Source organism: Hyphomicrobium sp. CS1BSMeth3, assembly GCF_900117415.1.
Taxonomy (GTDB): domain Bacteria; phylum Pseudomonadota; class Alphaproteobacteria; order Rhizobiales; family Hyphomicrobiaceae.
Genome location: NZ_FPEI01000005.1, coordinates 259,644 through 283,381, shown reverse-complemented (window position 1 = coordinate 283,381; position 23,738 = coordinate 259,644). Strand labels below are relative to the sequence as shown.

General features: G+C 63.5%; 21 protein-coding genes. 8 read left to right on the top strand and 13 right to left on the bottom strand.

Going from position 1 to position 23,738, the window contains the following annotated elements; all coding sequences use genetic code 11:
• Positions 1-185 precede the first annotated feature (185 nt).
• The 4 genes from CS1BSM3_RS10460 to CS1BSM3_RS10445 all read right to left on the bottom strand — a co-directional run bounded on the left by CS1BSM3_RS10460 (position 186) and on the right by CS1BSM3_RS10445 (position 4,877).
• Entirely contained in the window at positions 186-1,661 is a 1,476-nt protein-coding gene (locus CS1BSM3_RS10460; protein ID WP_083528499.1) for a dihydrolipoyl dehydrogenase family protein, read from the bottom strand.
• Positions 1,636-2,475 carry a TVP38/TMEM64 family protein gene (locus CS1BSM3_RS10455; RefSeq protein ID WP_072386994.1) on the bottom strand — a complete coding sequence of 280 codons (840 nt, stop codon included), beginning with the start codon at positions 2,473-2,475 and terminating at the stop codon, positions 1,636-1,638. Before CS1BSM3_RS10455 ends, CS1BSM3_RS10460 begins: the two co-directional genes overlap by 26 nt.
• Positions 2,476-2,684: 209 nt before the next feature.
• On the bottom strand, positions 2,685-4,202 hold the full coding sequence (glpK, locus tag CS1BSM3_RS10450) for a glycerol kinase GlpK (RefSeq protein WP_072386993.1): 1,518 nt from the start codon (positions 4,200-4,202) through the stop codon (positions 2,685-2,687).
• A gap of 126 nt (positions 4,203-4,328) precedes the next feature.
• The gene (locus CS1BSM3_RS10445) at positions 4,329-4,877 is read right to left on the bottom strand and encodes a GcrA family cell cycle regulator (protein ID WP_072386992.1); all 549 of its coding nucleotides are present in this window, start codon (positions 4,875-4,877) and stop codon (positions 4,329-4,331) included.
• 642 nt (positions 4,878-5,519) lie between these two features.
• Here CS1BSM3_RS10445 and CS1BSM3_RS10440 point away from each other — a divergent pair.
• The 7 genes from CS1BSM3_RS10440 to CS1BSM3_RS10410 all read left to right on the top strand — a co-directional run bounded on the left by CS1BSM3_RS10440 (position 5,520) and on the right by CS1BSM3_RS10410 (position 12,168).
• Positions 5,520-6,482 carry an ABC transporter ATP-binding protein gene (locus tag CS1BSM3_RS10440; protein WP_072386991.1) on the top strand — a complete coding sequence of 321 codons (963 nt, stop codon included), beginning with the start codon at positions 5,520-5,522 and terminating at the stop codon, positions 6,480-6,482.
• Positions 6,475-7,209 carry an ABC transporter permease subunit gene (locus tag CS1BSM3_RS10435; protein WP_072386989.1) on the top strand — a complete coding sequence of 245 codons (735 nt, stop codon included), beginning with the start codon at positions 6,475-6,477 and terminating at the stop codon, positions 7,207-7,209. Before CS1BSM3_RS10440 ends, CS1BSM3_RS10435 begins: the two co-directional genes overlap by 8 nt.
• Positions 7,210-7,221: 12 nt before the next feature.
• Complete coding sequence (locus CS1BSM3_RS10430; RefSeq protein ID WP_083528498.1) at positions 7,222-9,318, top strand: GldG family protein; 2,097 nt, start codon at positions 7,222-7,224, stop codon at positions 9,316-9,318.
• A gap of 4 nt (positions 9,319-9,322) precedes the next feature.
• Positions 9,323-10,357, top strand: coding sequence for a DUF4340 domain-containing protein (locus CS1BSM3_RS10425; RefSeq protein ID WP_072386987.1), 1,035 nt, complete (start codon positions 9,323-9,325; stop codon positions 10,355-10,357).
• 55 nt (positions 10,358-10,412) lie between these two features.
• Complete coding sequence (locus CS1BSM3_RS10420) at positions 10,413-11,078, top strand: nicotinate-nucleotide adenylyltransferase (protein ID WP_083528497.1); 666 nt, start codon at positions 10,413-10,415, stop codon at positions 11,076-11,078.
• A 137-nt stretch (positions 11,079-11,215) separates the two neighbouring features.
• Positions 11,216-11,671 carry a GDSL-type esterase/lipase family protein gene (locus CS1BSM3_RS10415; RefSeq protein WP_244540475.1) on the top strand — a complete coding sequence of 152 codons (456 nt, stop codon included), beginning with the start codon at positions 11,216-11,218 and terminating at the stop codon, positions 11,669-11,671.
• A gap of 122 nt (positions 11,672-11,793) precedes the next feature.
• A complete protein-coding gene (locus CS1BSM3_RS10410; RefSeq protein WP_072386978.1) occupies positions 11,794-12,168 on the top strand; it encodes a PilZ domain-containing protein in 375 nt (124 codons plus the stop codon).
• An 8-nt stretch (positions 12,169-12,176) separates the two neighbouring features.
• Here CS1BSM3_RS10410 and CS1BSM3_RS10405 read toward each other — a convergent pair whose 3' ends face one another.
• The 5 genes from CS1BSM3_RS10405 to CS1BSM3_RS10385 form a co-directional block, all read right to left on the bottom strand.
• Complete coding sequence (locus tag CS1BSM3_RS10405) at positions 12,177-12,545, bottom strand: hypothetical protein (protein ID WP_072386977.1); 369 nt, start codon at positions 12,543-12,545, stop codon at positions 12,177-12,179.
• Between the two features lie 102 nt (positions 12,546-12,647).
• Positions 12,648-12,974 (bottom strand): hypothetical protein, encoded by a 327-nt coding sequence (locus tag CS1BSM3_RS10400; protein WP_072386976.1) that lies wholly within the window; start codon positions 12,972-12,974, stop codon positions 12,648-12,650.
• A gap of 9 nt (positions 12,975-12,983) precedes the next feature.
• Complete coding sequence (locus CS1BSM3_RS10395) at positions 12,984-13,289, bottom strand: YggT family protein (RefSeq protein WP_072386975.1); 306 nt, start codon at positions 13,287-13,289, stop codon at positions 12,984-12,986.
• A 130-nt stretch (positions 13,290-13,419) separates the two neighbouring features.
• Positions 13,420-15,405: a sodium:solute symporter family protein gene (locus CS1BSM3_RS10390; protein WP_072386974.1), complete on the bottom strand. Its 1,986-nt coding sequence runs from the start codon at positions 15,403-15,405 to the stop codon at positions 13,420-13,422.
• A 10-nt stretch (positions 15,406-15,415) separates the two neighbouring features.
• Entirely contained in the window at positions 15,416-15,679 is a 264-nt protein-coding gene (locus CS1BSM3_RS10385) for a DUF4212 domain-containing protein (protein WP_072386973.1), read from the bottom strand.
• Between the two features lie 222 nt (positions 15,680-15,901).
• On the opposite strand from CS1BSM3_RS10385, the gene CS1BSM3_RS10380 reads away from it, so the two are divergent.
• Complete coding sequence (locus tag CS1BSM3_RS10380; RefSeq protein ID WP_072386972.1) at positions 15,902-16,516, top strand: hypothetical protein; 615 nt, start codon at positions 15,902-15,904, stop codon at positions 16,514-16,516.
• Between the two features lie 24 nt (positions 16,517-16,540).
• On the opposite strand, the gene CS1BSM3_RS10375 is transcribed toward CS1BSM3_RS10380, so the two are convergent.
• The 4 genes from CS1BSM3_RS10375 to CS1BSM3_RS10360 all read right to left on the bottom strand — a co-directional run bounded on the left by CS1BSM3_RS10375 (position 16,541) and on the right by CS1BSM3_RS10360 (position 23,527).
• A complete protein-coding gene (locus CS1BSM3_RS10375; protein WP_072386971.1) occupies positions 16,541-18,685 on the bottom strand; it encodes a TRAP transporter permease in 2,145 nt (714 codons plus the stop codon).
• 90 nt (positions 18,686-18,775) lie between these two features.
• Entirely contained in the window at positions 18,776-19,726 is a 951-nt protein-coding gene (locus CS1BSM3_RS10370) for a TAXI family TRAP transporter solute-binding subunit (RefSeq protein ID WP_072386970.1), read from the bottom strand.
• 251 nt (positions 19,727-19,977) lie between these two features.
• Entirely contained in the window at positions 19,978-20,769 is a 792-nt protein-coding gene (locus CS1BSM3_RS10365) for a maleate cis-trans isomerase family protein (RefSeq protein ID WP_072386969.1), read from the bottom strand.
• Positions 20,770-21,280: 511 nt separating this feature from the next.
• Positions 21,281-23,527: a glycosyltransferase gene (locus CS1BSM3_RS10360; protein ID WP_072386968.1), complete on the bottom strand. Its 2,247-nt coding sequence runs from the start codon at positions 23,525-23,527 to the stop codon at positions 21,281-21,283.
• Between the last annotated feature and the right edge of the window lie 211 nt (positions 23,528-23,738).

The window sequence follows — 23,738 nt, the reverse complement described above, 5'->3', positions numbered from 1 at the left end:
GTGCGCTCGACACCCAGGCGCGTTCGCGCGTGCTGGTCTTTGGTTCAAGCCGGTGCCGTCCCGGCGAGCTCTTCGGGAGCCGTTCTGCGCTGCAAGCCCGTGCAGCATGCTAGCCTGCGAAGCCGCCCCGCAGTGGTCTCCCGGACCGAATTCCCTCCTCCACAGGCAGGAAATCCCAGGACATTCTAGCCGAGCTTGCGCAAGAGCCCAACCATCTTCCGCACGAGGGGCTTTCCGGCAGTTAGAGCATAGGTGCCCATAGCCGCCCGCTTGCTGATCTCGCCAAGGGTGGGATAGGGGGCGATCCACTCGGTCATGGCGGTGATTTTCAGCCCCTGGGAGATGGCCAGCGACCAGATTTGGATCAGCTCGCCGGCCTCCCGGCCGACGATGCCGGCACCGAGAATGGCCCCCTTGCGGTCGGTTACGACCTTCACGAAGCCCTCCGTCGCCCGCTCGGCCTGGGCACGGTCATTCTCGTGGTAAGGCCAGCGGAAGACCTGGATTGTCCCGTGTTTCTGGCGGGCCTGGTCCTCGGTAAGGCCCACCTGAGCCAGCTCGGGATCGGTGAACGTCACCCAGGGGATCAGTTCGTTGCGGACTTTGGCCGGCAGGCGGAACAGCGCTCGGCGGAAGACGATGCCGGCGTGGTAATTGGCCACATGGGTGAACTGCTGGCCGCCGATGACATCGCCGATGGCGAAGACCCTGCGGTTGGATGTCACAAGGCCGCTGCTGACCATGATGCCGCGCTTGTCGTACTTGATGCCCGCCGCTTCCAGGTTGAGATCCTGCACATTGGGCCTGCGCCCTGCGGCAATAAGGAGGTGCGTCCCTTCGACCGTTTCGACGACGCCTTCGGGTGTCGTGATCATCACTTGCACAGCACCGGGCCAGCCGGAGACGCGCTCGACCCGCACGCCCTCGCGAACCACGAGGCCTTCCGCGCGCACGTGTTTGAGCACGACATCGGAAAGCTCGGGGTCGTCGCGGCCGAGGGCTTTCAGGCTTTCGAGCACCGTGACCTGGGCGCCGAACCGCAGGTAGGCCTGCGCCAGCTCCATGCCGACCGATCCTCCGCCGATGACGACAAGATGGCCGACCGGCTGGCGAAGATCGAATATGCTCTCGTTCGTAAGGTAGGGGACCTTGTCCAGTCCCGGGATGGCCGGCACGTCCGGCGACGAGCCGGTGGCGATGACGAAGCGGAAGGCCTTGACCAGGGTGTCTCCGGCTTCGACGGTGCTCTTGTCGCGGAAGCGGGCTGCAGCATGGATGACCTCGACGCCCATGCCGGTGAAGCGCTCGACGGAGTCGTTGCGCGCGATCCCTGCGATGACGGACTTGATGTGATCGTTGACCGCCGTCGCATCGACCTGCGGTTCGACGGCGGTGATGCCGAACTGTCCGGCCGTGCGCATATCGTGGGCGCGCCGCGCCGCGGCGATCAGTGCCTTGGAGGGAACGCAGCCCGTATTGAGGCAGTCGCCGCCCATGAGATGCTTCTCGATGAGAACGACCTTCATCCCGAGCAGCACGGTCGATGCTGCGACGGAAAGTCCGCCCGAGCCCGCGCCAATGATGCAGATGTCCGCGTTGATGGTGCCGCCGTGGCCGAGCGCGCGCCCGGCTTCCTCAGATTCCGCCTTTGACCTCTGCATCCCGCGCCCTCCACTTCTTCAGTGCCACCGGGATCAGCGCGACGATGCCGAGCAGCGCGAGCGCCAGGATCAGCTCCTTGGTGACAAGGGCACTGGTGTCGATCCTGTACGGGCACGCCACGTCCGGGTTGACCGGCTGGGTGGCGAGGCACGCGTGATAGCTGCGGTTCTGCGCCTTGATCACGCTGCCGAGCCCCGCCCCGGCAACTGTGAACGCGGTGGTGGCTGGGATGATACCGACAAACGTCCCGAGCACATAGGTCCGCAATGGCACGCCGAGCACGGCTGCTGCCAAATTGACGACGACAAAGGGGAAGGCCGGCATGAGCCGCAGGAACAGAAGATAGCTCAGGGCATTTTCGGCGAAGCCGCCGCGCAGTCGCTCGAGCCATGGCCCGACGCGCGAGGCCATCACCGTGCCGAGGGACGATCGCGCGACCAGGAAAATGATCGTGGCGCCGGCTGTCGCTGCAACCAAGGTGACGGGTGTTGCGATCTTCCAGCCGAAGAGCAGGCCGCCAGCCAGCGTCAGCACGGTTGCGCAGGGCAGCGAGAACGCAACGACCGATATGTAGACCGCCATGTAGAGAGCGAGTGCGGTGGAGATGTTTTCCGAGATGAAGGCGCGCAGGGCCTCGTAGTTGAGGCCGATGGTCTTGAGAGTCAGAAACTCATGCCCGCCCATTGCGAACATTGCGCACGGGACGGCGATCAGCACCGCGAGGACAAGCCAATGGCGACGTCGGCCGCGGCTTCCTGCAGCACGGCAGACCGATCCCTTCGGATTGCTTTCTATTCGGGACGGGCCTGACATTCCGATCGCTCCGCTGTGCGGCGGCAGACCTCTTCTTGCACCCCTTGCGCCGGCTGCCGAAGCGCGAACTGCTACTCATCCAAAGCTCTGGAACGCCGATACGGGCGCGGCGTGCGCCAAGCATTATGCGTGAAGATACGGCGGAAACCGTGGATTGACAGCGCTACTCAAGCACAAGTGAACGTGCGTCACCCCTCGTGAACACACAGCTAAGGAGATTGACGGCCCGTTTCGGCGGCTGCGTGCGCCAGCGTTGCCGCAACGGCGCTGCGCCAGCCAGCATAGCGTCGCGCGCGTTCATCAGGCGCCATGGCCGGCAGGAAGCTGCGATCGAGCTGCCAGGATTTCTGGAAACCTTCGCGATCGGGAAGTACGCCGGCCTTGTGTCCGGCGAGCCACGCCGCGCCAAGGGCGGTCGTTTCGAGCATAGTTGGCCGATCGACGCGGGCTGCGAGCACATCGGCGAGGAATTGCATGGTCCAGTCGCTGGCGACCATGCCACCATCCACGCGCAGCACCACATTGGCACAAGCCGGCCAGTCGCCGCGCATGGCGTTGAGCAGGTCGCAGGTCTGGTAGCAGACGGACTCGAGCGCGGCGCGCGCGAGCTCGGCGGGGCCGGTGGCGCGCGTCAGTCCGAACAGGGCACCGCGTGCGCGCGGCTCCCAGTGCGGTGCGCCGAGGCCGACGAAGCCCGGCACCATGTACACGTTCTGCTCGGCATCAGCCGCGGCCGCCATGGGCCCCGTCTCAGCAGCGGATTTGAGCACCTTGAGACCATCGCGCAGCCACTGCACGGCCGCACCCGCGACGAAGATCGAGCCTTCGAGTGCGTAGGCGGTCTCGCCATCGAGGCGAAAGCCGATTGTCGAGAGCAGCCGGTTCTTCGAGCGCACCAGCTCGCTGCCGGTATTGAGCACGGCGAAACAGCCGGTGCCGTAGGTGGACTTCATCATGCCGGGCGTGAAACAGCCCTGGCCGATGAGCGCCGACTGCTGGTCGCCGGCAACGCCGCGGATCGGGATTGCCGCGCCGAGCAGCGCTGGGTCCGTCGCACCGAAGTCGGCGGCGCAGTCGCGCACCTCGGGCAGCAGCGCACGCGGCACGCGGAAAATGCGGCAGAGATCGTCGTCCCACGTGTTCTTGCGGATATCGAAGAGGGAGGTGCGCGAAGCGTTGGTCGCGTCGGTGAGATGGGCCTTGCCGCCCGTCAATCGCCAGATGAGGAAGCTGTCGACCGTGCCTGCGAGCAGGTGACCGGCCTCAGCGGCGGCACGCGCGCCTTCCACATGATCGAGCAGCCACGCGATCTTGGTCGCGGAGAAGTACGGATCGAGCACGAGGCCCGTGCGCTCGCTCACCAGGCTTTCGACGCCGTCGCCCTTGATGCGCTCGCATACATCGGCGGTGCGCCGATCCTGCCAGACGATGGCCTTGTGGATGGGCTTTCCCGTGCGCCAATCCCAGACGACGGTCGTCTCGCGCTGGTTCGTTATGCCGATGGCGGCGACGCGCGCTGCCGCAACATCGGCCTTCTTCAAGGCCGTACGTGCGGTCTCGATGGTGCCGCGCCAGATGTCCTCGGCGTCATGCTCGACCCATCCCGAGGCCGGATAGTGCTGCGGCAGCTCCTCCTGGCCGAGGCCAATGACTTTGAGCTCGCTGTTGAAGAGCAAAGCGCGGCTGGAGGTCGTGCCTTGGTCCAGAGCGAGGATTGTCTCGGGCATGGATGATCAGCTCCCCATTGATCACCGCGGTCGCGGATCCTGAAATCCGAACCGCAAAAGAAAAACCGCAGCCGGCACAGTGCGGCTGCGGTTTTCATTCCGCAAGTCTCTCCCTGGCGGGCGGCGTCAGGTGCCGGCCGGCTCCTTGGTCGAGAGGGCAGGCAGCGTCGGAATGCTGACCTCGCGATCGCGGCGGCGCGGCTGCGGTGGCTGGTAGGCGCGGCGGGCGTGCGCCTCGCAATAGGGGAGGCCCGTCACCTTGTTGCGGCCGCAGAAATGGAAGTCGGCCTGCTGGGGGTCGCCGATCGGCCAGCGGCACATGCCCTCGGTGAGCTGCTGAAGCGTCTTGCGCTCGCCGACGGGGATCTCGATCTCCTCGATGATGGACATCGGGCTCGGCGAGAGATCGGCCTCCAGCATCTGGCGGAAAGCGGTGTTGCCGACATTGGCGACACGCTGGCGCTGAACGGTGCGGCGCGGTTGCGCCTGGCGCATGCGCAGGCGGCTGCTGTTGGTGCGGTTGCTCGAGGCGCGGGTGGCAAGTCCGAGACGGTGCACTTTTCCGATCACCGCGTTTCGGGTCACCTCGCCGAGCTGGGCGGCGATCTGGCTGGCGCTCAATCCGTCAGCCCAGAGCTTCTTGAGCTGCTCGACCCTCTCATCGTTCCAGACCATACTTCTTTTCTCCTGCGCAGAATCGCAGCAAGGTGCCGTCGTGCAGGCACGCGATGCCACATCGGCCCTGGCAGGCACCGGGCGGCAGACGGACGCAAACGCGTACGGCGCCACGGAAAAGCCAGGGCGGTTACGAACTCGGGAACTAGGGAAACGCTATACGGCGATGCCTTCCCGGACTCGGGAGTTACTCAGGCATCCACGCTACTCGACGGGCGCTGCGATACGAGGGCGCCCCGTCCAGCACATTGGTTGACGGCATTCCTGCCCAACATCTCGTGCCGATCGAGACCCAAAGTACAACAGCTATGGCGAGGCTCTCAAGCGTGCCGGGACGGCACGATGGCTATTGACAACAGTGCGTGACATGCCCGCCACAAATCGAATCACGTTCTCTGTATGTGCGCGGAAAACTCTAGTGTTTACCGTGCGCGGCTTCGTGTCGTCCTTACAACCGGTCAGGGTTGCATCATGATGCTGGCACACGCAGGCGTGAGATTGAACGTCTGGCAGTCGATCCTTGACAGTGCCAAAAAGAGCGCCTAACTCCGCAGCTAACCAATGAGACCGCCGCGGGGCCTCACGCACACTCGGTCGCGAGTGCGCGCTGCTCCAGAATTGCGGCGACGAGGAGGGAGTTGAATGGCAGTACTCGTCGAGGCGGACCGTCTCAGGAAGTCATTTGGCCCGATCCTGGCTGTCGAGGACATTTCGCTCAAGGTCGAGAAAGGCGAGGTGCTGGGTTTCCTCGGGCCCAACGGTGCCGGCAAGTCGACCACGATGAAGATGCTCACCGGCTTTCTGGAGCCGGATACGGGCCGGGCGCGGATCTGCGGGATCAGCGTCGCCGACCGCCCCAAGGAAGCCAAGGTTAAGCTCGGTTATCTGCCGGAAGGTGCGCCGGCCTACGGGGACATGACGCCCCGCTCGTTCCTGAACTTCATCGCCGAGATTCGCGGGTTCGATGGCGCGAGCAAGTTCGCGCATGTCGATGCCGCGCTCGCGCGCACGGGACTAGAAAGCGTCGCAACGCAGCGCATCGAGACCCTATCGAAAGGCTACAAGCGCCGCGTCGGCATTGCCCAGGCCATTCTCCACGATCCGCCCGTCCTGATCATGGACGAGCCGACCGACGGTCTCGATCCCAATCAGAAGCACCATGTGCGCGGCCTGATCACTGAGATGGCCAAGGACAAGGCCATCATCGTCTCGACGCACATTCTCGAAGAGGTTGAGGCCGTCTGCACGCGCGCCGTGGTGATCGATCACGGCCGCATTGTCGCTGACGGCACCGCAGAGGATCTGCAGCGGCGGATGCACTATCATAATGCCGTCGCGGTGCGTGTGGCGGCGGCCGAGGCCGAGCGGCTGGCTGCCGCACTTGCCGTGCTTGCCGGTGTGGCCTCGGTCGAGCGCGCGGAGGCGATCAACGGACATATCCGCCTCAGGGCGCTGCCGAAGCCCGGTGCGAGCATTGCCGCCGATGTCGGTGCGCTGCTCCGCGACCAGTCGATCGTCGTCGAGGAGCTGCTCGTCGAGCGCGGCAAGCTCGACGATGTCTTCCGGGAGATCACGACGAGCAGCGAGGGCTCGCGTCATGCGTAATGTCTGGATCATCACCAAGCGCGAGCTCGGCGCCTACTTCGGCACGCCACTCGCCTACGTCTTCGTCGTCATCTTCGTCGCGCTGACCGGCGCCTTCGCCTTCTTCATCGGCAACTTCTTCGAGCGTGGTCAGGCCGATCTGCAACCCTTCTTCTCCTACCACCCCTGGCTTTACCTGCTGCTCGTGCCGGCCATCGCCATGCGGCTTTGGGCCGAGGAGCGCAAGGCAGGAACCATCGAGCTTCTGATGACGCTGCCGATCTCGACGGGCGAGGCGATCGTCGGCAAGTTCCTCGCGGCCTGGATCTTCATCGGCATTGCGCTGGTGCTGACCTTTCCCATGTGGATCACGGTCAACGTCCTCGGCAATCCCGACAACGGCGTGATCCTGGCGAGCTACATCGGCAGTTTCCTGATGGCGGGCGCCTTCCTCGCGATCGGCTCGTGCGTGTCGGCGCTGACGAAGAACCAGGTGATCGCCTTCATCGTGGCGGCGACGATCTGCTTCCTGATGGTGATGAGCGGCCTCGAGCTGGTGCTGGGCTTCTTCAGGAGCTGGGCGCCCTCATTCATCGTGGATGCCATTGCGTCGATGAGCTTCCTCAATCACTTCGAGCTGATCAGCCGCGGCGTCATCACACTGCCGAGCCTGTTCTTCTATTTCTCCATCATCGTCTTCTTCCTGTTCGCGAACGCCATCATCGTCGAACAGCGCAAGGCCGCCTGAGGGAGAGCGTCCATGGCCATTCAGTCCCCCAAGCCCTCGGCCTTCGAGGCAGCCTTCCAGAAAATCTCAGGCCAGCTCCTGCTCGCGCCCGGCGAGGTCGTGCGCTGGGTGGCCCGTCTCGAGCGCAGGACGCTCGCGTGGGGTGCGCTGGCGCTCGCCGCGCTCCTCCTCCTCTCGGCGAACCTGATCTTCAGCGCCATTGCGAAGAACGCCAAAGCCGACCTCACGGCAGAGCGCCTCTATACGATCTCTGACGGCACCAAGCGCGTGCTCGAGCGCATCGACGAGCCGGTGAGCGTCCGTCTCTACTACACGCGCAAGCTCGGCGAGGTGGCGCCGCTCTTCGGCAAGTACTTCGAGCGTGTGAAGGCGCTGCTCGAGCAGTACCGCGATCTTTCGGGCGGCAAGATACAGCTCACCGTGCTCGAGCCCGAGGCGTTCTCCGACGCCGAGGATCGTGCCGTCTCCGCCGGGCTGCGCGGCATCCGCCTCAATCAGGAGGGCGACACGGGCTATTTCGGGCTCGTCGCCTCGAACACGACCGACAACGACGCGGCCATCGAGTTCTTTGCGCCCGATCGCGAGCGCTTCCTCGAGTACGATCTGACCAAGCTGATCTACGGTCTCGCCAATCCCAAGAAGCGGGTCATCGGCCTCATGGCGAGCATCCCGCTCGACGGCGGTCCGATGAATCCCATGCAGCCCATGCGCCAGCCGTCGCCGCCGTGGACGGTCATGGAGCAGATCCGCGAGTTCTTCGAGGTCCGCCCGCTCGAGCAGACAATCACCGAGATCCCGGGCGACATCGACGTGCTGATGCTCGCCCAGCCGACGAACCTCACCAAGGAAGCCGTCTACGCCATCGATCAGTATGTGCTGCGTGGCGGGCGTGTTCTTGCGTTCATCGATCCGGTCTCGGAATCGACGCCGCCGACGGCACAGATGGGCATGCCGATGCCTGCGATGCCGCCGGCGGGCGATATCCTCGACCTCATCAAGGCCTGGGGCGTCTCCATCGATACGGAGAAGCTCGCTGGCGATCCCACGATGGCCCGGCGCGTGCAGTTCGGCGGCGGTCCTGGGGGCCGGCCGGTCGTCACGGACTATCTGGCGTGGCTGCAGGTCGACGCACAGCATATCAATCAAGCTGATCCGCTGGCGGCGGGCATCGAGCGCATGAACCTTGCCTCCGTGGGCTTCTTCACGAAGGTTGATGGTGCGACCACCAACGTGCAGCCGATCATCCAGACGACGCCGGCAGCGGGCGAGATGCCGGCCATGAGCCTGCGCGTGATGCCGGACCCGTTGGCGCTGGCGCGTGAGTTCAAGAGCGGCGGCAAGCCTCTGACGCTCGCCGCGCGCATCACGGGCCAGGGCAAGACCGCCTACCCCGATGGGCGTCCCAAGACGGAAACGGCAAAGCCTGACGAGAAGCCCGGTGACAAACCGGAGGGTACGGCCGCAAAGGATACGCCCGCCGCGGGCGCCAAGGCCGCCGAGGCACCCAAGGGCGAGCCCGTCGTGCCGCATTTCGCGAGCGGACCGGTCAACGTCATTCTCATTGCCGACAGCGATCTTCTCGCCGATCAGTTCTGGGTGAGCATCCAGGAGCTGCTCGGCCAGCGCCTTGCGATGCCGCAGGCGCACAATGCCGCCTTCGTCATCAATGCGCTGGAAAATCTCTCGGGTGGCGAGGCCCTCGCGATGCTGCGCAGTCGTGGCGTGAACGATCGTCCCTTCGAGCGCGTCGCCAACATCCGTCGCGATGCCGAGCGGCGCTACCGCGAAAAAGAGCAGGCGCTCAACGCCAAGCTCAAGGAGCTGCAGGGCAAGCTCCAGCAGATGGAGACGCGGAGCGGCGAGGGCGGCCAGATCCTGCTCTCGGACAAGGATCGCCAGACCATCGATGGCTTCCGCAAGGAGATGATCGACGTCCGTCGCGAGTTGCGCGGCGTGCAGGCCGATCTCCGGCGCGACATCGACCGCCTCGACGGCTGGCTCAAGTTCTTCAACATCGCCGCTGTGCCGCTGCTCATCGGCCTCGGTGGCATCGCGGTCGGACTATCGCGCCGCCGCCGTCAGGCGCCCGGCAGCGAGAGGAGAGCTTGAGACCATGATCAAGCCCCAGCAATTCGTGATCCTCGGTGCGACGACGTTCGTCGCGCTCGTCCTCGCCGCCATCGTCCACGCCTCGACGACGCAGCGCTCATTGGGTCTGGTCGAGGGCCGTCCCGTGATGCCGGAATTGCGCCGCCAGGCGAATGCGCTCGGCAGCGTCGAGATTTCCAAGCGCGGGCGGACACTGACGTTCGTCCGCAATGGCGAGCATTGGACCATCAAGGAGCGCAACGGTTACCCGGTGCAGGCCGACAAGGTCCGCGCCCTCCTGGTGCAGCTCACGAACGCCGAGCTTGCCGAGCCCAAGACGGCGGCCAAGGATCGCTGGCCGCTGCTCGATCTCGAGGATCCCGCCGCTGCGGACGCCAAGTCCGGCCTCGTGCGCCTGCTCGATGCGAGCGGGAAGCCGATGGGCGAGATCGTCGTCGGCAAACGCCGCCCCAATGCCTTCGGCACGGGCCGCCAGGGCATCTATGTGCGCCGACCGAATGAGACACAGACGTGGCTCGCGAGCGGCGAGCCGAACGTGACGCTCGACGTCAAGGATTGGGTCGATCCCGTCTTCTTCAAGACGGATACGGAGAAGCTCAAGCGCGTGACCGTCGCCCATCAGGGCGAGGCGCCGATCATTGTCGAGCGTGAGGGCGAGGCCGGAAAGGGTGGCAAGTTCGTCCTCAAGTCGGTGCCTGAAGGACTGAAGGTCAAGGAGAGCGCGGGCATCGAGCACATCGCGCTGAGCCTCGGATCGGTCGAGCTCGAGGACATGCGCAAGCTCGATTCAACGCCCGTCGGCGAAGCCGTGAGCGTGATCACGGCCGAGAGCAGCGATGGCTTGACGATCACCTTGCGCCTGCGTCGCGACGGCAAGCCCGACGAGGCATGGTTGTCACTGTCGGCGGCCGGCGAAGGCGAGGCGAAGAAGGCTGCCGACGAGATCAATGCCAAGGCTGCCGGCTGGGAGTTCAAGATTCCGAAGTGGAAGGCCGATCAGATCGGCAAGCGCGCCGCCGACATCTTCGAGACGACCTGAGACGGCGCACACGTAGCCCAGGGAGCCGCGGCGGAAGCGTCGCGGCGCACACCATATGAGCGCCGCAGCCGCGTCCCGCCGACTTCTGCCCGGCGCCGGCTTCGGTTCGCTCGCGGCATCTCTCCCTCCCGACACGGGCGACGCGGCTATCGGCCTGCTCGGTGGCTCGTTCAACCCGGCGCATGCTGCGCACGTCGAGATCAGCGAGACGGCGATCAGGCGCCTCGGTCTCGCGCGCGTGTGGTGGCTCGTAACGCCCGGCAATCCCCTCAAGGCCGAGGGCGCGCCTGCGCCGCTCGACGCGCGTATCGCAGCGGCCCGCAGGCTGGTCGGATCGCGCGCCATCACGGTCACGGGCTTCGAGCGCGATCTCAGCTCGCCCTATACGATCTCGACGCTCACATTTCTGCGCCAGCGGCGGCCGCGCGCGCGCTTTGTGTGGCTCATGGGGGCCGACTGCCTCGCCGAGTTCCATCGCTGGCGGCAGTGGCGCGAGATCATGACGCTGATGCCGATTGCGGTCGTGGATCGACCGGGCTGGCGGATGAAAGCCCTGTCGTCGATCGCTGCGCAGAGCTTTGCGGCGCAGCGCATCCCGGAATATGAGGCGGCCGTGCTCCCCCTCCTGCGCCCACCGGCCTGGGTTTTCCTGACCGCACCCCTCTCTGATCTTTCCTCGACGGCCATTCGTGCCAGGAGCGCCTCGCCGGCCACGGGCTGAACAGACCTTGGCGAGAATGCTAAGATCCCTGGCAGACGCCGGGGGGCGTCGGTTCATGGGAGGGATATATGGGACGGGTGGGCCTTCTAGCTTTGTTGCTTTGCATTGGCGCGGGATCGGCCGCTCAGGCGGCTGAGGTGGTCGCCCTCGGCGCCAGCAACACCATTGGTCGCGGCCGCGGAAGCACGCCTGATGGCGTGAATCCCGGCCAGGCATTTCCGGCGCAACTGGAGCGGCTGCTGCAGTCTCAGGGATGCCGCGTCCGCGTTCTCAATGCGGGCGTCGCCGGCAACACTACGGGACAGATGCTGACGCGGATGAATGGAGTGCTCGGCAAAGACACACGCGTGCTCATCCTGCAGCCCGGCGGCAACGATCAGCGTTCCGGGCGTGGCAATGAGCGGGCGGCGAACATCGCCGAGATCCGGCGGCGTGCCAGCGCGCGCGGCATCAAAGTCGTCATGCTCGACAATCTCGGCAGGATCGCCGGTGGGCATCGCTTGCCGGACGGGCAGCATTTTGGCGCGGGCGGGCACGCCCTTTTTGCCGCGCATCTGGCGCCTCAGGTCAAGGCTGCCGGGGCTTGCCGCTGAGGCAGGCGCAAGAAGCGCCGAAGTGACCGCTGACGTCGGGCGTCAGCGCGGATTGGCAGGCTTTGTGCATAGGTGTCCGGGCATTCACGCATTCTTAATGGAAGTGAAAGCCCGGTAACGACATGTTCCAGAATGGTACAGATCATCAGTGTGGTCCGACTGGCCAGCCGGCCGATCGGCGCGCCGCCGTCCGCCACGATCACGCCGAGCGCGTCGCGCTCGCGACGCAGTGGGGCGCTCTTTCCGGCAGCCTCATGGATGTCTCGACGTCGGGCGCGCAGGTGCGGCTCGCCGATGGTCTCGTCCCTTTCGAAGGTGATGAAGTGACACTCCGGCTCGTTGATGGCCGCAACATCATGGGAAGTGTCGTGTGGGCCGATCGCGATGCGCTCGGGATTGCGTTCGAGCAGGCGCTCCCGTTGATCGAGGACGTGATCTGGCTCGAGCAGCGTGGACCGGAATGGTTCTACGCGAGCGTGCGCGCCCAACGTCAGTAAGTGCGCGCCTAAAGGCCAAGGAACGAAAAAATCAGCGCGACCGACCACATGACGAGGGCGATCATCGCGCTCCAATACGCGAATGTCAGGTAAGTCTCGCGCATGATCACGGACACCGTCTGCTGCGCCGAGCGCGCGGGCGGCCGCAGTTCCTCCGGCAGATAGAGCCACATCTCGGTGCGCCGATAGGGCTTCGTCGGCGCTTCGCGCGCCTTGTAGGCGAGAACGCCGACCATGATCAGCGTGAGCGAGCCGCCCGCCTGGAAGGAAAGGCGCGGCTCGAATGAGAGCCCGATCATGATGCAGAAGATGGCGAGAGAGCCGAAGCCACAGGCGCGCATTACCGTCTCGAAGGCAATGTGGCGCATTTCGTCCATGGCAACGGTCCTGGTTGTGCACTGCAGCAATGCTACCGTCGCCGCGCAGGATCTACAAGTTGCCCTCGCGTCACAAGTGTGTGTGTCGCGTTTCAGCGAAGCCTAAAGGCCGATCGCGAAGAAGTTGCCGACCGCGGGCAGTGTCAGAAGCGCGGTGCCGGCGAGCCAGATCCAGAGCGAGACCTCGCTCGATTCTTCTCCCGTGCCGGTGATGCGCTCGTAGATCGCCGCAGGGATGCCGCCGAGGATGATGGTGGCGGTCGAGACCATCAACGACGAGAACATCAGCGTGAGGCCCGTGCTGCCGAAAAGGAGCGCCGGCGCAAGGATCTGCATGTGGAGGACGGCGAACAACAGCGCGACCTGATTGAAGAGGCCGTTGATCATGCCGAAGAACGCGATGGCGATGTAGTAGTATTGGCGGTCCATGCTGGCTCCTCAGGTCACGCGCGGAAGAGCGCCGAAATAGAGGAACGCGTGCAGCAGCAGCACGCGCAGCCAGAACAGCCACACGACACCGAAGAGCCATACGACGACGGGGGCTGCGTCTTTCGGCGTCACGGCCCCAACGGCGGCGACGACCGGATCGGTGATCCTGCAGAAGAAGCGCCAGATGTAGTTGCTCGAGTCGGGCTGTACGATCAGGCCCAACAGCACGCGGCCGAGCAGCGTGTACATGAGAGCCGCCAGAACGAAGTTCGGCAGGTGAAAGTACCAGTAGGAATAAAGCGACCCGCCGCTCACGTCCGTGTGCCCTCGCTCGTTGCGGCCACATATTGGCGGCCACGGAACGCCTCGACAAGGCCTGTCGGCCACAGAGACAAAGAAAGCGGGGCCCGAGTGGGCCCCGCTCCTTTGTAGTGTCGATCCAGGATCAGGACTTTTCCTGAAGGATCGTGTCGCCGCGCGGCTTGCGGATCTCGTCGATGTACGCCTGCATCTCTTTCGAGGGGGCAGGTGTGACGAGGCTGACGACGTAGATGACCAGGAAGCCGAGTGGCATCCCGAGCAGGCCGCAGTTGATGTTGTTGAGGTTGAACCACCCGACACGGTTGGCCAGCGGATGGGCATTCGGCCCCGTGAGTGCGACCCAGGTGTCGAAGGCATTGGGCGCAGCCATGGCCTTGGCGACATCGACAATGGGGGCGCCCGTCACCGGATTGAGCAGCGACGTCATGCCGAAGTACGTGACGCCATGTCCGGGGAAGTATCGGGTCACCACCAGATAGAAGACGCAGAGCCCGAAGCCGGCGATGATGCCGCATATCGCGCCCAACGTCGTCGCGCGCTTCCACCAAATACCCAGCACCAATGCTGGGAAGTTTCCGGCCATGGCGAGCGAGAACGCCCAGCCGACCATGGCCAGAATATCCGCAGGTCGATGCGACGCGGTGTATGCCGCTGCCACAGCGACAACCAGCAGCAAGATGCGGGCGACGAGCAGACGCCGGAACGTCGGCGCATTGGGATCCAGCATCTTGTAGTAGATGTCGTGTGAAAGCGCGTTCGCGATGGCGAGCAGGAGCCCGTCAGCGGTCGAGAGCGCGGCCGCGAGACCGCCGGCAGCGACGAGGCCCGAGATCACATAGGGAAGGCCCGCGATCTCCGGCGTGGAGAGCACGATCACGTCCGTGTTGATCACGAAGTCCTGCAAGCGGACGACGCCCGGATGGCCGGCAATGGCCTTACAGGCGGCGATGGCGGCATCGAGATTGACGGCGTTCTTGCCGCAGATCTGGATGAGGCCGAGCTCACCCCAGGTGAACAGCCATGGCCGAAGCGCGGTCACGTCGCGGCCGATGATGTTCGTGTACACCTCGAGCTTCGAGAACGCCGCGTAGGCCGGCGCGGAGAAGTAGAGAAGGAAGATGAAGAACAGCGACCACGCCACCGACTGGCGCGCCTCACGGACGCTCGGCGTCGTGAAGTAGCGCATGAGGATGTGGGGAAGCGAAGCCGTGCCGCACATCATGCAGAAGATGATGCCGAAGTAGTTCAGCGGCGAGTAGTTGATGAACGGCTCGATGTGAGGCTTCAAGCCGGCCGCTGTCGCGAGCCCCGTCCGCAGCATCTCCTGCTCACGCGCGGTAATGTCGGCAATCGCCTGCCCGTACGTGAACTGCGGTAGCGGCAGTCCATACTTCTGCGTGGACAGGATGATGATCGGTGTCAGGTACGCGACGATCAGCACGATGTACTGAGCGATCTGCGTCCAGGTCACCGCGCGCATACCACCCATCATCGAGCACAGCAGGATACCTGCGAGGCCCACGTAGACCGCGACGGTGAAGTCCATGCCGAGGAAGCGCGAGGCGATGATACCTGTGCCGAACACCTGCGCCGTCACGTATGTGAAGGAGCAGCAGACCAGCACGATCACGGCCAGGAAGCGGGTGAAATTGCCGCCGAACCGGAAGGCCATGAAGTCGGGCACCGTATAGGCGCCAAACTTGCGCAGGTACGGGCCGACAAGGATCGACACGAGCACGTATCCGCCTGTCCAGCCGAGCACCCAGGCCAGGCCGTCATAGCCGAGCAGGAAGAGCGTGCCCGCCATGCCGACGAATGAAGCCGCCGACATCCAGTCGGCGCCTGTCGCCATGCCGTTGTAGAGCGCCGGGACGCGGCGGCCTGCAACATAGTATTCGGAAACCTGCGCCGTGCGCGTCATGACGCCGATGAGGGCGTACACGGCGAGCGTGAAGAAGACGAACAGGTAGCCGAGGATCTTGTTGGGTACGCCGACCTGCTCGAGAATAGCTAGCAGGACGACGAAACCGAGGAAGGTGCCGGTATAGGCACCATACATGCGGCCGAGGTTCTTATAGAACGCGGCATTAGCTTCTGATTGTGTTGCCATATGCGCCCCCTCAGTCGTCTTCCGCGACGCCGTGTTCGCGGTCGATGCGGTCTTGCTGGCGGGCAAAGATGAAAAGCATGACCACGAAAGCGATCAGCGAACCTTGCGCGGCCATGTAGAAGCCGAGCGGGAAACCCAGAACAGGTATGATGATGCTGTTCAGGGGTTTGACGAACATGTGGATGATGTAACCAAAGAAAAACCAGATCCCCAGATGCGTGAACATCAGGCTCCTGGTTCGCGACCAGTGGGCTTCGTCGTTGGAGCTCTGCATGGAGTGAGTTTCCTCCTGAGCGTGATCACGTGCAGGACTGCGTGAGGAGGAATCGTCGGTTGCCCATGGCGGCACCTCCCCGTACCGGTCTCTCCGTTCGGTCTTCGCGCCGAATCGGCAATCACCATTGAGTGATCGGTGTGCAAAGGCTAACATCGGCTGCTCGGGCGCTTTTATTATACTTTCGTCCTAGGGCTGTGGAATGAGCAGGTCGGCAACCGGATGAACATCCTGACGAAGCTCTTCCGGCGTCCGTCGCCGATACGAAAGCGGGACGAGCTCGCCGAGTTCATCGACGCAAATGCTGCGTTCGTCGCGCAGAAGGGCATCTACGAGTATGCCCGCGCCCGCGCAGGTCATTACTCCAAGGTGCTCTTCGGTGAGGAAGGCTTCCAACGCGCCGTCGAGGTTGCACGTTGGCGCGCTTATCCGATCGGGCTCGCCATGGTCGGTGAGGTCGCGACCGTCGTGCTGCAGGAGACGACGAACCTCGAGCGACAGGCGGTGGTCAGGGGAGTATCGGACCTCACGCTCTCGGTTTTCGACCGCTGGGACGTTCCGGCGGCGCTCGATGAGCCGACTTGGCGCGAGCTGCGCGCGTCGTTGACCGAGAGTCTCGACCGCATCGGCCTCCATCCACCAAAGCGCGCCATGGATATCCCTGAACCGTTCGCCGAGGCGTACTTCGCGCTGATGCCCATTCACAAGAGCCTGCGCGGACAGGACTTCCCCACCTTGAAGAGCTACCTCAAGGTGACGCTGTGCAACGTGCACGACGAGCTGACGAAACGGCTCGATGCGCCGGCGATTGCGGCGGAGTTCGACCGGCAGGACTGAGCCTGCCGGCCTTGTTGCTCAGACCTAGCTCTCTCGCGATGAGTCCGCAGCGGCCGCGCCCACTGAAGCCGGCTTCGCTTCCGGCTGGGTGTAGTATTGGAGCGCGATGAGCCCCGCCGCCAAGCCGATACCGACGATGTCGGCGATCATGTGCGGAACCACGAGCGAGAAGGCCGCGATGATGGCGACGGCGCGCTGCCAGTTCGGCATCCATCTCAGGAAGTAGCCGTGGAGCCCGCCAGCGAGGAGCGCGATGCCGACGCATGACACGATCAATCGCCAAATGATCCACGGCCAGTCGCCGATCATCAGGAGCGCAGGCTCATAGACGAACATGAAGGGCACGATGAAACCCGCCGCGCCGATCTTCACCGCGGCCCATCCGGTCGACCAGAGATTGGACTTGGCGAGGCCCGAGGCGGCAAAGACGGCGAGCGCCACCGGCGGCGTGATGGCCGAGAGGATGGCGAAGTAGAAGGCGAACATATGTGCCGCCGGCGTGACGACGCCGAGCTTCACCAGGGCGGGCACCATGAGGGCCACCATGATGATGTAGGCGGGTGTCGTCGGCATGCCCATGCCGAGGACGATGCCGGCCATCGCCGTCAGGAGCAGGGCCAGGATCAGGATGTTCTGCGAGATCCCGACCACCCACTGCGTGAAGGTGATGCCGAGGCCGGTCAGGATCACAATGCCGATGATGATGCCGGCTGCCGCGCAGGCGAGCGCTACGGGCAGTGTATTTCGGGCACCGTCGATCAAGGCGTCGATGATCGGCCGCAGCTCGATCGGCAGCAGAATGATCTTGCTGCGCACGGCCCGCATCCAGAGCAGGATGATGCCGGTGAGCACGGCCGCTTCGACCAGAGCGTTCAACCCGAACACCTCGGGAATGATCGTCGGCACGCTCGGCACGAGATAGGAGATAACCATGAGTGCCGGCAGCACGAGCAGCACGACGGGGCCGAACCACGCAACGGGGAAGCAGAGCAATGTTCCGCTCAATGCCGCCAGCGGCGCGCTGTAGCCCGAGTACATGACGAACAGGATCGAGCAGACGGGAATGAAGAGATGACCGCGGCACACGAGAACTTCGCGCATCACAGGAAGCTGTGAGCGCGGCACCCCGAGAAGGCCCTGCCGCTTTGCCTCGAAGTGGACGGCTGCAAAGCACGACACATAGTAGAGGATTGCGGGGATCGCCGCCCAGACCACGACCTGCAGGTAGCTCACGCCCTGGAACTCGGCCATCACGAACGCCGCTGCACCCATGATCGGCGGCATGATCTGTCCGCCTGTCGAGGCCACGGCTTCGACGGCTGCCGCGAAGTGCGCCCTGAACCCGGTGCGCTTCATGAGCGGAATGGCAATAGGGCCATCGACCATCACGTTTGCGACGGCGGACCCCGAAATCGTCCCGAAGAGCGAGGACGAGACCACCGAAACTTTGCCAGGGCCGCCGGCCGTGTGGCCCGTGATGCCCATGGCGAAGTCCATGAAGAGCTGGCCGGTGCCGGTTCTTTCCATGAAGGCGCCGAACAGCACGAAGATCATGACGTAGGAGGCGGACACCGCGAGCGGCTGTCCGAAAATACCTTCGGTCGAGAGGTAGAGCTGATCGATGAAGCGGATGGGTTCGATGCGCGTGAAGAAGTAGGCGTAGATGCCGAAGGCCAAGCAGGTCAGCGGCAGCGCCGGGCCGATCACGCGTCGGGTGGCCTCGAGTACGAGCACGATGAGCGTGACGCTGAGGACGATATCCGTCCAGGTCATGTCATCGACGTAGATGATGCGGTCGATGATGTAGTCGTAATAGACGAAGATGTAGCCGACGGCGGCGATGCTGGCCGCGATCAGCAGGTAATCCATCAGCGAGGGCGATTGCGCCTTCCGCTCGAGCTCGGCCCGCTGCTCCGGCAGCAGCATCGACAGCTCGTCGTCGGTCGGCGAGCGCAGCCGGTAGTACATGAACGTCAGGACGAGCGCGAAGAGAAGGTGAATGGCCCGGAAGATGTAGTCCGTCGGCGGCCCGCGGAACACCTCACGCAGCGAGGGTGAGATGAAGTCCATGGGCGGGATGATGACGTAGATATGGTAGAGCGCCATCGCGAGGGCGACGGCTGCCGCCAGCTGGCGCGGCAAGTTGCGCGCGGCCGTGCTCGAGGTCATTTGGTGTTTCCCGCCCGAGGGTCTTCTTTGTGTGCATTTACGCAACCGGGGCGGCTTGCGGCCGCCCCGGAGAACTCACCTTGCGTGAGCTTACTTAACTGCAATGCCCTTTTCTTTGTACCACTTGGCGGCACCGGGGTGGAACTTCACGCCGATGTCCTGCGCCATGATCTCGGGCGTCAGCTTGGTGATTTCCTTATAGATCGTCGACATCGCGTCCTTCGCGCCGAGCACCGCGGCCGTCATCTTGTAGACGGTGTCCTCAGGCAGCGAGCAGGCAGCGACCACGTGGGTGTAGTAGCCGATCACCTGCACGTCCTTATCCTGCTTCGGATAGGTGCCCTTGGGGATGGTGACGAGCTTGTAGGCAGGGTTGATCTTCCGCATGGGCTCGTAGATCTCGGCCATGTCGATCAGCTTGATATCGCGTGCCGAGGCGAGGTCCATGATCGAGCTCGCCGGAATGCCGGTGCCGAGCGCGAACACGTGCATACGGTTGTCTTTCATCTGCTCGACGCTGTCGGTGTAGCTGTTGGTGAAGCTCGCCTTGACGTCGTTGTAGGTGTAGCCCGTGACGCGGAGCACATGGCGCGCGATCAGCTCGCCGGTGTTGCCCTTCACCTGCGTGGCGAAGCCCTTGCCCTTGACCTCCTTCAGCGTGTTCACGCCCGCATCGGCGTTCGCGACCATCTGGAAGTACTGCGGATAGAGCGTCGCGACGTTGCAGATCTTGTCGTGCTTCTTGTCGAGCGGAGCTTCGCCGGTGCCGGCGACGGCATCGGCCGTCGTGATCGTGTTGCCGAACCCGATTTCGGCCTTGCCTTCCTGAATGGCGCGGATGTTGGCGATGCCGGCGCCCGGCAGGGACTGGATCTTGAGGTCCGGGACCGCCTTCTCCCAGGCATCCTTGAGCTGGCCGCCGAGCGGCACCCAGAAACCGGCCTGCGGGCCCGTCATCAGGCGGACCTCGGCGGCATTGGCCGCCCCACCGAAGCCGAGCGCGCAGAAGATCGCGGCCGCGGCCACGTGAGTAATACGCATATTCTTCCTCCCAAAGGGTTGAGTCTTCTGAGAAATCAGCAGCCAGCCGCCCACCGAGCCTGCCAGCGGGGCGGCCAGGTAGACGACCATAGTACTATTCTCTGCCTATTGAGTTTTACTGAGGCAACCCCGCTCGTTGCAACAACGCAAATGCGGGCCACCCGTACATGCAACGCAGCTTGAGCACCGCATCGTCGCGGCTCAGGCGGCGTGCTCTGCGATCCACATGGGGCGCGCGGCGCAGATGGTGCTCACAGCGCGAAGAGATTTCCGTATCCCGAGATCTTCGTGCGCACGCCGGCGAGTTTGAGGCAGTGCCAGAGGCTCGCCTGGTTGGCCGAAAGCACCGGGCGCTGGAGATTCTGCTCGAGGGCTTCGAGGATGGCCACGCACCGAAAACCAGTTCCGGCGATCAGGACGCCGTCCGCGCCGTCGGGACAGCCGGCTTTGATCTGTGCGTAGAGCGGCTCGATCTCCTGCTCGAAGCCCATGCCGCGCGGATAGAGCTCGCCGGGCGGGAGGTGGCGCCACCTGGGGCCTGGATCATAGCGCAGGTGCGCCGCCGGCTCGAAACCGTGATCGGTGTAGTAGCGGACGCCCGCGCTGACTGTCTCATCGCCGAACCAGGGTGGCAGAACGAGGAACGGCCGTCGCACGCCGGACGCGCGCAATGCCGCGAGGCTATCGAGACCGTTGGTCGTGACGACCGGCCCCGAGCCGAGGGCATCGGAGAGGGCGACGACCGCGGCTTCGTCCCAGCCCTTTCCGCCGACGATGCTGCTGGACGTGTGGCCGATCGTGACGGCGGAAAGGCGCATGGCGCCGAATTGCTGGCACCCTCGGGCCACGTCGATTTCGAGATCGACGCTCGTCCCGTCTTCGCGCCAGCGCGCCCATGGCGCACGTGCCGTCACGCGGGCGGCGTGAACCGAAACGTTCGGTGGAAGCATGGCCCACCACTCAGCTTCCGGCACCGCCTCGTTGCCGACGATGAACATGCCGATGCGGGCTTCAGAACCCCAATTGTCTTTCTGCGCGCGCAAGCCGGCACTCCGCTGTGGCGTGATCGACGATCTCGGGGACTCCCATAGCATTGATCCGGCTCGACCGCGCGACTTCGGATCGGCTGCGGATCTCTAGCGGTGTCGATGCCCGCGCTGAGGCCGTCGGCTTGATGGGTGAGAGGTCGACATCGGGCGGATGCTGATGGCGTAAGAGAATTCGGGCGCAAACGATGACCTGAACACATCCGACTTGTCGACGTAGCGAGACATGCGCATGTCGTAGCACCCACCATTGTTGCAGTAGATGCGATGGCGGGTGCCGGATCGGTCTGCTGATGAGGCGGCCTGCGCGGCGTCGGCCATGCACGTGATCGCCAAGCCAATCAAGACACTGCTTCGCATGCGCTCGCTCCCGCGGTTCGATCCCCGCAGAAGTAACATTCGTCCGCTGGCGAAAGTCTCAGGCCCATTGCCCCTGTGCGGCGCGCGAAACCCTATGTGAGGGCCGCAGAGTAGTTGGCCCTCAATGGAACTACCGCGTGTGCGGGCCCTAGTATGGCCTCTGCGATCGGTCGAGCAGAAGGCGGCCAAATAGGCGATTGGGCCCCCACTTGGCCTTTTTGAAGAAGTCGACGGGATCGGCCGCGAGCCGCTGGCGGTCGCGTTCGTTGAGAGAGCTGCTGAGTGCGAGGATTGCCGCGCCGTGAATTGATTTTCGAAACCGGCCCCAATTTAGTGCGCTGGCATTCGGGCTTACGTTCGCTTTCTTTTTGGGAGGTGCGGGCACGGGAACTACGGCGCCCGCAGGAGAAGTTGTTGATGGCGCGGCCCTGTACCGGTCCATAAGAATGGAATCCCGAGACAATCGCGTGGGCGGCGGAAAGCTGATCGGCGGGCGGCCGGGGATGCGGATATTGTGATAATAAAGATAATTGACCTTTGCGACGAGCGCTTTTCCGTTCTGTGCCTGTTTCCTTTCTACCTTCCAATCGGCGAAGCAATAGAATTCCTTCGTGAGGTAGCGGTAGAAGCGACGGACTTTTGTATTATCGACAATCGGAAGATCTTTGAGGGACTGCCGCATCTGAGGTAGTGAGATAAATGGCTCGTTGACATTATCAATGCCGTAGAAGGTCTGGCCGAAATAATATGTCGGTTTCTCGAACGCCATGGAGAGAAGCCCGGTCCCTGAGTTGAACACGGCTACGGCATCGCACGCTTCCAGCGCATCATTTATATGGTATTTGTCGAGGCAGATGGCGCTCGGCATTTCTGCTTTTGTCAAACTGAGCGGATGATTTTTGTAGGCGAGAACCCAGCCTGTCGGAAGGCGAAGAGATAGCTGACGCAGATTTCGGACGAAATCCTGATACGAGTGTCCCGGTTTGGAGAAGTGCACCGTTACTGTATCGGTTTCGAGCTGAAGGGGCGCGAACAGCACCTTGATCGTGGGTTGGATGCCAAGTGAGTTACGGAGCAAGGAAGCGCCAATTCTATCGCTTTGCCTTTCGAGCGCCGCATCGCCGAAGCGCAACTCATCGATGTATGCGGCGACCGCTTCCTCTTCCTCATCCGTGTTGGGTCTGTCCCATTTGGATTCGTCGTAGCTGGGGCTGGTGATGGATAGCGTCTCGTCGAAATAGAGTGTCTGAGGCAGCGCGCCGCGCTCGCAGACGATCGTCTTCACGCCCTGGCGCTCCAACTCGCGGTAGACGGCAAGCCGCCACTCCGTTCCGTAGGGATTCCAGAAAATGACGCGCGCAGGGGATCTCTCGATGAGCGAGCGCGCGAATTCAGCCGGCGGAACGGAGCCGTTCTCCGGCACAACGCACGGGTTCTTGAGCGCTGAATAGACCTGAGGGTTCGCAGTATGGGGGTTCAGGCCCAGGATAATATCCGGAGGAGCGTCTGGATTTGTGTAGGGAATGGCGAGGTTCGATTTTGCGATATCGGCTGCTTTCTGGGCAGCCAGATCAAAGTTGGTCTTGGTGCTTGCGAGACTCTTCCATTGCTGCGGGGGGTGATGAAGGTGAAACGCATAGAGCCCTTTGGCCGCCAGGTAGTCGCCATGAATGCGAAAGAGTGAGCGCCACCCTTTGTACTCATTGATCTTATTCATGTTGGTGTTGATGGTCGCATAGAACGACGGCGGTCGATCCAGCAGGGGATTGGCGTGAAGAAGCCTGTAAATGAAATCTCTGTCCTCTCCGCCCCAACTACCGAATGCCTCGTCGTACGCTCCGACGTCGATTGCCGTCTTTTTGCGAACGAGGATCAGCGCTGATGCGGGAACAAAGTGCTCGATATGGCTTCCCTTAGGATCGACCAATGGCGATTCGACGAGCATTTTCGATACGAGGCTCGCGGCTTTGCGCTCCGATAGAAAGCCGGCGGCAAGGATGCTCTCTGAGGGCCCCTCGGCAAGATATATCGTCGGCATGGACACGAAGTTGAAAGGCGTGTCGGCGAGTAGCTCAATCTCTTGTGTCAACCGCTGCAATGTCGAGGCTGGATACACAACGTCAGCATCCTCGAAGAACAGCCAATCGCTCGTCGCCGCGAAGATGCCGGCATTTCGGGCGCGGGACAGCGAGAAATTGGACTCTTTGCTGCCGGTCGATAGGTAGCGAAATCCTTTGTCCGCACAGAATGCCTTGATCTCCTCCGCGACCGAAGGCGGCGAGCAGTCGTCCACCAGTATCGTTTCAATTCCCCCGAGATCGCATTTGCTGCGGACTTCGAGGCGAGGGCGGTAGAAAGAGAAATCGGATGTTCCAATCGGAACGATTGTCGTCAATCGCGGAGCAACTGGCTCGCGGATTTCCGTGCGAGCGAATGAATTCGTGCTCTCCAAAACCCTATGCTGCATAACACCCCCACTCACTCGTCGAACGATCAGGCCCAACGGCCGTCCCGCCCGATCTCGGCCTCTGCATCGCAATCTAAGGTTGCGATGTTCGATCCGTACCCTTTTTGAGGCAGCAAGCTCTGTCAACATCGTCTCGGCC

Bases quoted from the DNA above. Each gene is read 5' to 3' on its own strand.
- CS1BSM3_RS10460 (WP_083528499.1), bottom strand. From the start codon at position 1,661: ATGCAGAGGTCAAAGGCGGAATCTGAGGAAGCCGGGCGCGCGCTCGGC.
- CS1BSM3_RS10455 (WP_072386994.1), bottom strand. From the start codon at position 2,475: ATGTCAGGCCCGTCCCGAATAGAAAGCAATCCGAAGGGATCGGTCTGC.
- glpK (WP_072386993.1), bottom strand. From the start codon at position 4,202: ATGCCCGAGACAATCCTCGCTCTGGACCAAGGCACGACCTCCAGCCGC.
- CS1BSM3_RS10445 (WP_072386992.1), bottom strand. From the start codon at position 4,877: ATGGTCTGGAACGATGAGAGGGTCGAGCAGCTCAAGAAGCTCTGGGCT.
- CS1BSM3_RS10440 (WP_072386991.1), top strand. From the start codon at position 5,520: ATGGCAGTACTCGTCGAGGCGGACCGTCTCAGGAAGTCATTTGGCCCG.
- CS1BSM3_RS10435 (WP_072386989.1), top strand. From the start codon at position 6,475: ATGCGTAATGTCTGGATCATCACCAAGCGCGAGCTCGGCGCCTACTTC.
- CS1BSM3_RS10430 (WP_083528498.1), top strand. From the start codon at position 7,222: ATGGCCATTCAGTCCCCCAAGCCCTCGGCCTTCGAGGCAGCCTTCCAG.
- CS1BSM3_RS10425 (WP_072386987.1), top strand. From the start codon at position 9,323: ATGATCAAGCCCCAGCAATTCGTGATCCTCGGTGCGACGACGTTCGTC.
- CS1BSM3_RS10420 (WP_083528497.1), top strand. From the start codon at position 10,413: ATGAGCGCCGCAGCCGCGTCCCGCCGACTTCTGCCCGGCGCCGGCTTC.
- CS1BSM3_RS10410 (WP_072386978.1), top strand. From the start codon at position 11,794: ATGTTCCAGAATGGTACAGATCATCAGTGTGGTCCGACTGGCCAGCCG.
- CS1BSM3_RS10405 (WP_072386977.1), bottom strand. From the start codon at position 12,545: ATGGACGAAATGCGCCACATTGCCTTCGAGACGGTAATGCGCGCCTGT.
- CS1BSM3_RS10400 (WP_072386976.1), bottom strand. From the start codon at position 12,974: ATGGACCGCCAATACTACTACATCGCCATCGCGTTCTTCGGCATGATC.
- CS1BSM3_RS10390 (WP_072386974.1), bottom strand. From the start codon at position 15,405: ATGGCAACACAATCAGAAGCTAATGCCGCGTTCTATAAGAACCTCGGC.
- CS1BSM3_RS10385 (WP_072386973.1), bottom strand. From the start codon at position 15,679: ATGCAGAGCTCCAACGACGAAGCCCACTGGTCGCGAACCAGGAGCCTG.
- CS1BSM3_RS10380 (WP_072386972.1), top strand. From the start codon at position 15,902: ATGAACATCCTGACGAAGCTCTTCCGGCGTCCGTCGCCGATACGAAAG.
- CS1BSM3_RS10375 (WP_072386971.1), bottom strand. From the start codon at position 18,685: ATGACCTCGAGCACGGCCGCGCGCAACTTGCCGCGCCAGCTGGCGGCA.
- CS1BSM3_RS10370 (WP_072386970.1), bottom strand. From the start codon at position 19,726: ATGCGTATTACTCACGTGGCCGCGGCCGCGATCTTCTGCGCGCTCGGC.